We start from the raw sequence: 12,680 nt of genomic DNA, 5'->3' as shown, positions 1-12,680 counted from the left end.
TTTTGTTGGTATTGTTATCAGTTCCAAAAATTATCTACCCACTTATTAACGTCCGAAGTGCTCACATTCCCATCCATATCTGCATCGGTAGTATTATAAATTCCTGATAGCCCAAATCGCTGCGCCCAGAGGTTGAAATCGATTGCACTCACTGCCCCATCGGCATCAATATCGCGGCCTACAATACCATGAACACCATCAACCAATTGTTTACAAACCGAACCGCAGCAAACAACCTCAGGGTTTGCCGTTAGAGGAAATACATTTTGACTCTTTGCCATAGTGAACACACAAATCTTGAGTGTGTCGGCAAGTGTGATTGCTTTTTTCAAAAACCCTCATTTTTTATTTTAATCATTTTATTACGTTTATCTCTAAATAACTTTGCAAGCTTAGCCGGAATCATCTGGAGGGTTTACTTTTTTACCTAAATCTTTTTTTGAAGAGAGTTTGTAAATTTTGGTGGTTGTACTACTCACCATTCCCCAGACTAATGTAAAGGCTCCCTGCTGTTTTAAACCACTTTCGGTGATGTACCAAAACCCCTGGCTTTGGCTGCGGTTAAGGCTTCGCAGGCTTTCCATTTTACCAATGAGCTTGTAATCCTTCTCACATTGCAAGCTTACCATCGTCTTTCCGTGGTGTATGTCATTAGCCTGAGTGATTGCAACTTTCCTCATTTGCCAGAAGAGTATTTTTTAGGAAACAAAATTATATACTATTCCAATGTGAATAACATCTCGGTGCTATTTAGAATCATGATGAATAAAGAAATTTGTGCGAACTTGGTTGGTTATCCATGAAAACATCAGACATTTGATGAGAGAAAACATAAAAAACCTTTAACCTGATTTTGTAAGTCACCCCGTGGGTAACGCCAGGCCAAAAAACAAATGTTCGGGTTAATGTTTCAGGATCATGCAGCATTCACTGGGTGACTGGCGCTTTCATTGAACTCATAGATTTGGTTCTTCAATTTCATCAGTCTGTTATTAACCACAAAAATAGGATTAAGGAGGAAGATGAGGGGGTGGCAACATTACTCCATAATTTCATTATCAAAAAAGGTAGCCTGAGAGGTTGCCTTTTTTGTTTGGATGATCATCAAAGCATACAATGATTATTCGCAGTCAGTAAAAGTGATTGTTCCGGGGCTTTGCATCAAAACCAGGTATGCTTTGCCGCTTTGGAGCTGCGGCAGGGTATTGATGTTGTATTGAGGCCAATAAAGATTCAAGCCTGCAACTTCTTTGATCATTATTACTTCTAAACCATCAAACAATGTGGTCACCTCTTCTTCACAGGAATTTAAAACCGGGATAAGATTCCATCCGGTTTCCAATGCCACTGTTTTGTTTGCGACCATTGACCCCATAAAAGTTAAGTCGATTTCATTTTGGGTTTTAATAAAATATCCACTTTGGGCATTCCATTCCTGAACCGTATTGATGTTTTGTGCCGGAAAGTACATTCCTTCATAATTGTACAAAATAACGATCGCATCCTCAATACTTTCAAGAAGTGCTATGATATCGGGGTTTTCCGGATCGACATAAGATGATAATCCTGACCAACCTTTGGGAATATGCACAATTTGAGTAAATGGCATTGCATTAACAGTAATTGCTAATGTCGAGACTGCACCATCACCGCAGTCATTCGTTCCCATAACGGTAATATTGCCAGAAATGGCAGACAGGCCAAAGTCAACATCAATACTATTTGTAGAACTTGTTCCGGTTGCCCCGGTTGGTAAAGTCCAGATGTAGGAGGTGGCATAAGTGATTTCCGGAATACTGTAAGTTATTTGATTTTGTCCCTGATAAACTACTGAAGGACCCGAAATTGATTCAGGATCTGGCAAATAGAAGTTAATTGTGAGGACTGCAGTTGTACTATCAGACAAATAAATATTATTTCCGTTGTGCCTGGCTTTAATCTGCGCTAAGCCACAACCATTAATTGTTACCAGATTTCCTGCGACTGATGCTACAGAAGGATTGTCAATGGTATATTCAAAACTGTTGATACCAGAAACTGCAGAAGCAGAAAGTAAGAACGAAGCTTCGCCGAATATTTTTGTGATATCCGGCAACTCAGTTTTTTCAGTAATAAAATTGAGAAAGACGGGAGCATCATAAAATTGGTTTAGGACATAGTTGAAAACAGCAACCCTGTATTTTGTTCCTTCAACAAGTCCAGTAATTGCAACCGAATCGTTTATGTCATTATACACGCAAAACCAGCCATCAATTTGTGAGCCTGACCCGAATTGAATATTTGGCGAGTATAAACCGACATTGTCGATAGCAGGCTGCCCAGCAATGGTATCTTTTACAAATACAGCGGTACGGCAAGGTAAAATGCTAGTTTCCCAGACGACCAATGCGTTTGTCCGGCCTATCTGAGATGCATTTACATTAGCAATTGTATTCAGGTACTGAAGTTCGTAAGCACCCATATCCACCCGGTTGAATTTTCGGACATTCCCGCCAAGATCAAGGGTATCAGAAACTACAGTATCATTTCCTATATTTATGCAAGGAGAACAAGCAGAGAGTGACCAGTCAGCAAGTAGTGCGTTCGTCGTAGTATCGATTCCTGCTGTCGGGTTTACAAATAATGGATCTGAATTGATATTACCAATGCCGGGAAAACCTCCTGTTACGTTGGAATAGTTAATAAGTTCACTGCCGGCAGAGCCAGGGTAAAAACCTGTTAGCGAAGATTGCGATTGAATAATGCAATTAGTGAATTGAAATTGGTTCTCGGTATAATTTTGATATTCGCCATGATATAGTAATGCATTATCATTCGCAGTCGATAGACTCATGTTGTTTGAAATAGTAGAATTTATTATTTCCATATTACTATTGCTCACATTCTGGAAAAGGCCACCATTATAATAGGAGTTATTTGCAATTAGGCAATTGGAAACATATACTTTTGCTTTGTTTCTTATAGCCGCACCAACGGCAGTAAAATTGTTTACTATTTTAGTATCAAGAACATAGGCCACACCAGAATAAACGGCAATTCCACCACCACCACCTGCAATGTTGTGATGAATATTGCAATTCTCAACCCACAGAGTGTCGCCTTGGTGCTGGATTCCACCTCCATCAGAGTCTGTGAATATTATTACGATATTGAACATGCCGCCTGAACCTTCTAGTTGTATGCCGTGGGTGTCGTGGGAATGAATATTACAATTAATAACTCTTGTTTTGCCATTACTGAATATGCCTCCTGCCCTACCGGCCTGGCATGTCATAATGCTGTGACTGAGTTCAGAATTGGAAATAATGCTCACACCCGAGGTGACAATAGTTGGTTGGCTGCAGCCTATATTATAATCAAAAAGACAACTATCAATTTTAAGTGTGTCTGTGGCGACAATTGCTCCACCATAAAAAGCTGATTGATTGTTTGTAAAATGGCAGTGATTAATACTTGTCGGTCCCATTGAATACATTCCCCCTCCATCTCTTCCCGAAAAATTTCCTTCAATGGTTGAACGCTCAAGCTCAAGCCTGCCTTTGTTGTAGATTCCTCCGGCATGCAGGTTGTTTTGGGTCGTATTATTTTTTATTGTGCAGGAATCTACAGTCAGATTACCGGTAATATAATTATATATCCCACCACCTCCCCATTGCGGAAACCATCCTCCACCGGGGAAGGTGATTTTATTACCATCGATTAAACAATTTTTCAATGATAAGTCGCAGTTACTGAAAATGCCACCACCAAGATAAACTGCTTTATTTTTGGAAACTTCGCAATTCTCCATCATCAATATTCCCTTATTCATTATCCCACCACCACCGGTATATGTAGGAATATTTGGGTTTCCTCTTCCTAAACACGAATTTGAAATTATCTTGCAATAAGTCATCTTTAACCTACAGTTTGTGTTTAGTAATATACCTCCTCCACAAATCTTATCAGCAGCGCCATCAGCCATTCCGTCTTGAATGGTTATGTTGTCAAGTAGTGCGGTATCATTCCATATAGTTGGCGAGGCTAGAGAAATCATAACATGGTAGGAATTATCCAGGCTGTCAGTTATAATGCCTATATTTCCTGAAAGAATTGTTTGATTTGAAGATGGGTTGCGTTGGGAAAGTGTATTTTCATTTCCGGCAAATCCTCCATACACCTGAAGCTTCGGTTCTATCAGAAAAGACTTGTTACGGTCATCATCATTCGAAACCTTAAAAAATCCTCCTTTTATCCATACCTGGTAACCGGCCGGTGCATCTCGCATCGCCTGGTAAAGCATGTTATATCCCATGTACTTGCAACTTGGTGCATTACCAGGGGCCGAATTACTCCAGGATGTTCCATTCCCTTCTTCATTAGCTGAATCATTTATGTAGACAATTCCTCCTTCATACAAAATATCGTTCACAGGGGGTACTTGCGACTCGACACCACCCATATCAACTACTCCATACATCAAACGCGTATTTCCTAAAGCATCAGTGGTATCTGAAGGTGATAAAAAGGTATTATTCCCATTATTTACACAAGGAGAACAATTCTGCAGACTCCAGTCTGCAAGAACTCCACTAAATGCAGTGCCTATTCCTATTGAAGGATTTATCCATTGTGGATCATCAAAAATATTACTGTTACTTTGTTCGATACCAGCAGAACATGAATTAGAAATATTAAAATTACCTGAAAGCTGAGTTTCATTGCCATAAATAATGGAATTTTTGATTAAAAATATCTCTGGATTAATTATCAACCCTCCCCATCCATTCATGGTTGAAGAGGATATCCCCTCGCCCGTATTATTTGCCACTGTTGTATTAAAAACTCCCTGGCAGCCTGAGCCGACCCAGATACCCCCACCAGACGTATAAACACTTGATTTTGTATTATTGGCAACAATACAGTTTTTAACAATGGTCGGATTATAGAGGCCTCCACCGTATCCACCCGTATTGTTGCAAATTGAACTGCACTCTATATTGAATACACCATAGTTAACTGCACCCCCACCGCCATTGTAGGCAAGGGTTGAATGAGAAACGGAACACGTTGCAGTGGCTGAGTTATTTATACCAGATCCCGAGCTGTTTACTGAATTGTAATTGATGGTACTGCCTGTGATTACCAACGATCCATTGTTGAGGATCCCTCCCCCGGTTGCATTGCCCGACACGTTGCAATTGTTCAGATAAAACGTCGCCCCCGGTTTATTCCATATACCACTTTTATTCCCTTTCAACGATCCATCGGTAATTTTACAATAGGCGGCATTGATGATGCCACTGGTTAAATTGCTGTCGATGCTGCAATAGTTTATAAATAGGCTGTCTGCGCTATAAACACCGGTAGTGCTGTTGAGTTTTAAAGAACACGAATCAAGGAGGATTTTGCCCAGATTGTAAATTCCAACTCCGGTATTATTTGCAACAAGACTGTTGGTTATGCGCACCCCTGCCAGTGCATTGATTTTCATTCCAGCCCCATTTCCAGAAGATGTATTGTTTTTTATTTCAAGATTATTACACCTTATTTTTGTGTTGGGATTTATAAGAATTCCGGCACCATCAGCACCGTTTGCATATCCATCCGCAACAGTAACTCCATCAATTCTGGCAGAATCTGTATAAGCCTCTCCTGTAGGATTGATATTCAGCACATGGATGCTATTATCGGTACTTAATAATGTATCCCCAATATTCCCACTAAAAATGGTTTTATTGATTTGTAAATTTCGTTGGCTTGGAGAAGATTCATTTCCGAGAAAGCCGCCGTAAACTATTACACCGTTGCCAACAGTAAATGAATGGTTTCGATTCCCAAGTAGGCTATTTTTATATATTCCTTTTTTAATCCATATCTCAGTACCATTGATTGCATCTTTCATAGTTTCATATAGTACCGACTGCCCCGGATATTTGCAGCTTTCCATATTTCCTGCAAGGGCATTTTGCCAGGTTGATCCATCTCCTGAATAGTTCGAACTATCGGAAACATAAATCGTGTTGTTAGTAAAGTCCACACTAATTTGGATCAGCCCGGTTGTATCCAGTTCATATGCTCCCATGTCAACTGCCGAATAACGAATCCGGGTGTTACCTTCTATATCTGTTGCAACGTCTGGCGGTATCATCGTGTTGTTCCCGGCTTCAAAACAGGGCGAACACCAGCGTAAACGCCAATTGGCTGCCAAGCCATTGCCGCTGGGCCCATTCACAAGGGTAGGACTAACAAACAATGGATTCTGATTAATATTACCTTCACCTACTATATTACCTTCAACACAGGTATATTTACAATCAACCGATGAGCTAACTGACATTAAACCGATTGATCCTCCTGAAATAATTGAATTACGGATTATACCCGAGCTGCTAGCCCAAACAAAGACGCCAAGCCCATTATTAGCTATTGTAGAGGACGAAATAGTTGTATTGCTTCCCATTATCAGAATTCCACCACCATTTGAAGCAGAATTATTTGTAATCAGACAATTTGTTATTTTCGAAATACCATCTGTTGTTATTCCGCCCCCACTATACGATGAGGTATTCTGAACAATTTTTGAACAAGAGATATTAAAAGTGGATGAAGATCTGACAGCGATCGCAGCACCAGAAGATGCTGTGTTAAATGTAAAAATGCAGTTGTTTATATTCAGTATTCCGGATGATAATATCCCTCCTCCGCTTTGCTGGCACGAATTGCCCGTTATTGTACAGTTTTGTAATTGTAGTTTATTGCTGGCATAAATGCCTGCACCTGTTCGGACAGGGCTGGTAAACGGTGTTAATGGATCGAAAGCATACCCATCCCTGATCACCAATCCATCTAAGGTAGAAAACTGACTCCAGCCTGAACCCAGTGTGGTGACCACATGAATTGTATTATCAGTTGCTACTCCCGTAACGCCAATGTCTCCGCTAAGTATAGACAAATGGAGGTTCCAGTTTCTGTCAGCCATAGAGGTTTCATTTCCCAAAAAACCACCATAAATCTTGACGTTTTGAGACAGTTCAAATGATTTTTCCCGGTCATCATCTGCGCAGGGTTTGTAAGTTCCTTCTGCTATCCAGAAATGTGTTCCGGAAGTTGCCAGCCGCATTGTATCTGCCAGCCTGGTGTAACCATCCCCCGCCGCACCATTCCCATCCAGTGCATTGCTCCATGAGCTCCCATCCATTGCTCCGGATCCCTCTGGTGTTACGTAAACAATCTGCGCAAAGGCTGTTGAAAAAGAAAAGAAAAACGACAATACTCCAAATAGATAAACACGTTTCATTTTTTTTGTTTTTAGGTTAATGATCTTGTGCTGCAACTTTGATGTTTCCTCAACAATTCTGTTTCAAATTTAATAGCATTGTTTCAAATTCAATTAAATCGTTTTAAAATCACATCAAAAGTACAGAAAAATAACATCAGCAAATACAGCGGAAAAAAGCGTTAAGACATTAAAGCTGGAATTTCAGGACGAATGATGCTTCCCATCGAAAGTACGTAGGGATTTTCAGGACTAACGTATTTTCAAAAATCAGTAATTTATTTTCATTTTAAATAAGAATGTTGCAATTGTGAAAAATAATGCCCTCGCATGGGTGCATTTTACCTCCAGTTCATGCGACCAAGATTCAAGTAATTCTGCTCTGCAGAAAACCCGACCTCTACAAAATTCGACCTTTCGTCCGGTTTTGGGTGATTCGACACTTTCCGATCTATTGCTAAGCGTTTCAGCATGCATTCTTTTTTATCTATCTTTGGAAGCTTAAATTTAATAAATCTTAAAGTGAGCATTCTGAAAGACTTAATTAAAGTAAAAGGCTACAGGCAAAAATGGCTTGCTGAAAAGCTGGGTGTTTCTGAGGTAACGCTGAGCAACTGGGCAAACAACAAGGTAAAGCCCAATGAAGAAAACCTAAAGAGGCTGAGTGATATTTTTGACACACCCATTGAGCGATTAAGATGAACGAATTACAAGAATATGGCTTTTCATTTACCGCAACTACCTTGAGGTTGGATGACTTCAGGCAGGCGGTCGAAATGTTCCAGCAAAGCACTAAACCCATTGACATTGATGATCTCATAGAAGATTTTAGCAGCCGGAAATCGCGGACGAACAAGCGCATTTTACAGGAATACATCAAACGCTATGAAGCCTTAACCCCGGCGCAAATCGATTTATTTACCAGAACAGGATCTCACCAACAAGCGCAGATTGCACTCCTTTCATGTTGCAAGGTCTATCCATACATTGCTGACTTTGTAATTGAAGTTGTCCGCGAGAAATATTTAGTGTTTGATCTGGAGCTGACTGATGCGGACTACCGCTCTTTCTTCAACAGCAAAACGGATCTTCATCCGGAGATTGCTCAATTTGCTGAAGCCACGCTTAAAAAGGGAAAGCAGCATGTATTCAAAATCGTTGAAGAAGGAGGCCTGATCGACTCAATTCATACAAGGATGATCCAGCCACAGTTTCCTTCAGAAGAGTTAAAGCATGTCATCTTATCTGACAATCCCAATTGGTTACGCTTGTTCTTACTTAGTGATCATGACATAGAAAAAGAATTACAGAAATGGTAAAAGAGAATATTGGACAAAAATTTGAACACCTGCTAAAGGTGATACAGGAAGGAAATTTTCTGAGCATGAAAGCACTGGGTGGGGAGATACCCTTTTTTATTTCCGCTTACAATCCCGAGCAGGAACTGGAAGTAACAAAAGCAATGAAAGGGCTTGTCAACCGCCTTGAGAATATTGGTATCAAGGTGCTCGAATTAAACCTGTACGATATCAGCTTGCAGGTGCTTGAAGAGGAATTGGGGGAGGGGGAAGTGTTTGATTTGGAGAAAGAGCTGAACAAAGACGAATTTAAAACCACCCTTCAGGCCATAATAGATATCAACGAAGTTTTTATGCCTCGCTTAAAGGCAATGATTGACGCAAGTGCAGCAAAGGTGTATTTCATCACGGGAGTTGGACAGGTGTTTCCTTTTCTTCGTTCGCACAACATTTTAAATAACCTGCAGAATATTGCAAAAGACGCACCTACCCTGATGTTTTTTCCGGGAAAATACAATGGTCAGTCTTTGGAATTATTCGGGCTGCTAAAAGACGATAATTATTACAGGGCTTTCAATATCGATAAATACAAAATCTAAAAAATGAAACTTAAAGAACTTTTTAAATTAGATGTAAGCCGGAACATCGAAACAGTGATTAAGGCTGACGACCAGGAAAATATTTTCCAGGAGGTGGATGAGTATGTAATAACCAATGAAATTGCCCGAAAGATCAAAGACTTTTTCAGCAACTACATTAATTACGCAGGCATTAACGGGGTTTGGATTTCAGGCTTCTTTGGTTCGGGTAAGTCCCATCTGTTGAAAATCCTTTCATACATTCTCGAAAACAAAGAATACAATGGCTGGCTTTTGGGAGAACTCTTTGCTTCAAAGATTGAAGAGGATGCCATATTGAAGGCAGATGTGCTGAAAGCAGCTAAGATACCGTCGGAGTCCATACTTTTTAATATCGACCAACAGGCACAGATCACATCAAAAAATGATGAAGATGCCATCTTAAAAGTTTTCTACAAAGTTTTCTACGATCACATGGGCTTTTACGGAGGATTAAAGCATGTGGCTGAATTTGAACTCTGGCTCACACAGGAAGGAAAGTATGACGAATTTATCCATGAATTTGAAGCTATTGCAGAGAAGCACTGGTTCCAGGGCCGTCGGCAAACTGCCGTTCCTAAGATTAAGAGCGCCGTTGCAACTACACTTTCCAAAATATACGGGGAGCCAGAAGAAAATTACGCCACCATTATCGATGATTTCAGGAATGATCACAGTGCCATCTGGATAGAGGATTATTGTGAAAAGGTAAATACATACATTCAATCCAAAGAACCCGGATTCAGGTTAAACTTCTTTGTGGATGAAGTAGGGCAATACATCAGCGAAAATACCAAGTTGATGCTTAATTTGCAAACTATTGCAGAAACCCTTGCAACCAAGAGCCGTGGCAAAGCGTGGCTATTGGTTACTTCACAGGAAGATCTCGAAAGCCTTATTGGTGATGACAGCACCGTGCAATCGGATGACTTTTCTAAAATCCAGGGACGTTTCAGGGTGCGAATCCCTTTAACTTCTGCCAACGTGGATGAAGTAATCGAAAAACGCCTGCTTGCAAAAAATGATCCCGGTAAAGCTGAGCTATCTATCGTTTGGAATAAAGAGCAATCCAATCTCGAAACCCTGCTTTCTTTTTCCGAAACCGGAGTTCAGTTCAGAGGGTTCAAAGGTGAAGCTGACTTTATCAATAAATACCCTTTTATTCCGTATCAGTTCGACTTGTTCCAGCAGAGTGTTAAGTCACTCTCAAAACACAACGCATTTCAGGGTAAGCATGCTTCTACCGGTGAGCGGTCGATGCTTGGCGTATTCCAGGAGGTGCTGAAGCAACTCGCTGAGCAAAGCAACAACTCCATCACCAGTTTTGATATGCTGTTTGAAGGATTGCGCTCAGCCATCAGGGGTGAAATACAAAATACCATCATCCTCGCCGAAAGACAGCTCACTTCCGATTTTGCCAAAAAGGTGCTCAAAGTTTTATTCATGGTAAAATACTATGATCAATTCAAAACCACAGCACGAAACATTTCGGTATTGATGATCGATAGCCTGCATGTGGATTTGAAAGCGCACGAAAAAGAGGTGCAACTGGCCCTGAACTTACTCGAAAATCAAAACTACATCCAGCGTAATGCTGAAACGTATGAGTTTCTAACCGATGACGAGCAGGATGTGGAACGTGAAATAAAGAACACGGAAATTGATGGTCAGGCCATCACCAGCATGCTCAGCAAACTTTTGTTTGATGATGTGATAAGGGACACACGATTCAGGTTTTTAGATAACAAACAGGAATATGAATTTACCCGCAAGCTCGATGGTGCCATCTTAAGCAAGGAACGCGAATTGACTATCGAGATTATTACTCCCAACAACGACAGGTATGGCGATGCCGAATTTTACAAAGGAGAAACCGTATGGGATAATACCCTGATCCGGTTTGTGATTCCTGATGAAGGACGCATTTTAGAGGAGACCCGCTTGTATTTGAAAACTGAAAAGTACATCAAGCAAAACCACAACTCATCTACCAAAGACACCATTAGCAAGATACTTCGGGACAAGGGATTTCAGAATGCCCAGAAGTACAACGCCTACCTCCGCCCGATGCTGAACCGCGCCATGGGAAAATCGATGGTTTTCCTAAACGGTAAGCAGCACGAAATAATGGAATCTACCGATGGCCGGATCAAAGTTGTAAATGCATTCCAGGATTTGATTAAGCTGGCCTATCCAAGTCTTAAGATGTTGGGTGCGGTGGAATACAGAGAGGAAACCATCAAAACAATTCTGCAAAGCAAACAAGATGATTTATTTGGACAGGATGATACCTGCATCAGTGAAGCCGAAAACGAAATTCTAAACTTTGTGATCCGGCGCAAAAAGCAATCGGACCGCACCTCGCTCACCGACCTAAAAGATCACTTTACAAAAAAACCTTATGGCTGGTATCAGACAGCGATCTGGTGTGTATGTGCCCGGGTATTTAAACGCGGGAAGCTGGAATTCAGGCAGGATTCAAACCTGCTCACCGATGCTGATGTGCTGGCTGCCTTCAACAACAACCGGACATACAGCAACACCCTGCTGGAGCCTCAAATGGAGTTTGATCAGCGCCTGATTAAAAAACTGAAAGAAGTTTATCAGGATGCTTTTGACAAATCCTGTGGAGCCAACGAACCCAAAGAAGTGGTGGCGCAGTTCAGGCAAAAGGTCACCGAGGAGTACGACCTTGTATTGCAGTACATTGTTGCTAGAAATCAATACGCGTTTATGAAAATTCTTGAGCCCTTGAAGGAATTGCTGCATAAACTGGTGCGCATGGAGTATGGTGTATTGATAAATACTGTAAACGAATGGGAGGATAAATTACTCGACGCAAAAGAAGACATTCTTGATCCCATCAAGCGTTTCTGGAATGGCGAACAAAAGAAAATCTATGATCAAATCAGGATTTACCTCGATGGGGATCAATCCAACTTCGAGTTTATCGATGGTGAAGAAGTAGCATTGCTCAGCGGGCATTTCAACCATCCAAAACCTTATGAAGGCAATGTGATGCGCGAAGCAAAGTCAGTAATGGACGGCCTAATGAATAAAGTACGTGGCAAGATAACTCAGGAAAAATATGCAGCCATATCCAAAGTTGAAGCAGTAAAGGAAGCGCTGGCATCCCATGCTGATTTTGCCAAATTAACACCTGAAGAACAAAACAGGATAACAGCGCCACTGGATGAATTGAAAGCAAAGGCCGATTCGCAGCGCTACATTGCCAACCTGCAACAATATCAGCAGCAGGCAAGCAACCTGAAGATTGAACTCCTCAACAAGATTCAGGCTTTGGTTGTCAAGCCAATTGAAGATGGGAAAACTGACTACCACCTAATAAAATACATCAGAAGCACAAATGTAAAAGTAAAGTTTCCAAAATCGGAACTGACCAGCAGGGAAGATGTGGAAGAATACACAGAAGCTTTAAAAAAGGCGCTGTTGCACCATATTGAAGAAAACAGAAGGATAACACTTTAGGGGTTGGAGATTGGGGAT

The 12,680-nt window shown here is 41.0% G+C and carries 7 protein-coding genes; 4 read left to right on the top strand and 3 right to left on the bottom strand.

Going from position 1 to position 12,680, the window contains the following annotated elements:
* Positions 1-17 precede the first annotated feature (17 nt).
* From VFC92_03495 to VFC92_03485, 3 genes are all read right to left on the bottom strand, one after another.
* Positions 18-332 (bottom strand): hypothetical protein, encoded by a 315-nt coding sequence (locus tag VFC92_03495; GenBank protein HZK07244.1) that lies wholly within the window; start codon positions 330-332, stop codon positions 18-20.
* A 60-nt stretch (positions 333-392) separates the two neighbouring features.
* Positions 393-680 (bottom strand): hypothetical protein, encoded by a 288-nt coding sequence (locus VFC92_03490; GenBank protein HZK07243.1) that lies wholly within the window; start codon positions 678-680, stop codon positions 393-395.
* Positions 681-1,120: 440 nt separating this feature from the next.
* On the bottom strand, positions 1,121-7,279 hold the full coding sequence (locus VFC92_03485) for a right-handed parallel beta-helix repeat-containing protein (GenBank protein ID HZK07242.1): 6,159 nt from the start codon (positions 7,277-7,279) through the stop codon (positions 1,121-1,123).
* Between the two features lie 450 nt (positions 7,280-7,729).
* Between VFC92_03485 and VFC92_03480 the strand changes: the two genes are divergently transcribed.
* From VFC92_03480 to brxC, 4 genes are read left to right on the top strand one after another with little or no spacing between them, the layout of a single operon-like run.
* Positions 7,730-7,960: a helix-turn-helix transcriptional regulator gene (locus VFC92_03480; protein ID HZK07241.1), complete on the top strand. Its 231-nt coding sequence runs from the start codon at positions 7,730-7,732 to the stop codon at positions 7,958-7,960.
* Entirely contained in the window at positions 7,957-8,577 is a 621-nt protein-coding gene (locus VFC92_03475) for a DUF1819 family protein (GenBank protein ID HZK07240.1), read from the top strand. Before VFC92_03480 ends, VFC92_03475 begins: the two co-directional genes overlap by 4 nt.
* The gene (locus VFC92_03470; protein HZK07239.1) at positions 8,571-9,155 is read left to right on the top strand and encodes a DUF1788 domain-containing protein; all 585 of its coding nucleotides are present in this window, start codon (positions 8,571-8,573) and stop codon (positions 9,153-9,155) included. The genes VFC92_03475 and VFC92_03470 overlap by 7 nt, the downstream gene beginning before the upstream one ends.
* Before the next feature lie 3 nt (positions 9,156-9,158).
* Positions 9,159-12,662: a BREX system P-loop protein BrxC gene (gene brxC, locus VFC92_03465; GenBank protein HZK07238.1), complete on the top strand. Its 3,504-nt coding sequence runs from the start codon at positions 9,159-9,161 to the stop codon at positions 12,660-12,662.
* Positions 12,663-12,680: the final 18 nt, after the last annotated feature.

The organism is Bacteroidales bacterium (assembly GCA_035647615.1).
GTDB lineage: Bacteria > Bacteroidota > Bacteroidia > Bacteroidales > 4484-276 > SABY01.
The sequence above is the reverse complement of the archived record's forward strand: the minus strand, read 5'-3'. Positions and strand labels throughout refer to the sequence as shown.

Excerpts from the sequence above, each read along its gene's own strand:
- VFC92_03490 (HZK07243.1), bottom strand. The coding sequence starts at position 680 with ATGAGGAAAGTTGCAATCACTCAGGCTAATGACATACACCACGGAAAG.
- VFC92_03485 (HZK07242.1), bottom strand. The coding sequence starts at position 7,279 with ATGAAACGTGTTTATCTATTTGGAGTATTGTCGTTTTTCTTTTCTTTT.
- VFC92_03480 (HZK07241.1), top strand. The coding sequence starts at position 7,730 with ATGCATTCTTTTTTATCTATCTTTGGAAGCTTAAATTTAATAAATCTT.
- VFC92_03475 (HZK07240.1), top strand. The coding sequence starts at position 7,957 with ATGAACGAATTACAAGAATATGGCTTTTCATTTACCGCAACTACCTTG.
- VFC92_03470 (HZK07239.1), top strand. The coding sequence starts at position 8,571 with ATGGTAAAAGAGAATATTGGACAAAAATTTGAACACCTGCTAAAGGTG.
- brxC (HZK07238.1), top strand. The coding sequence starts at position 9,159 with ATGAAACTTAAAGAACTTTTTAAATTAGATGTAAGCCGGAACATCGAA.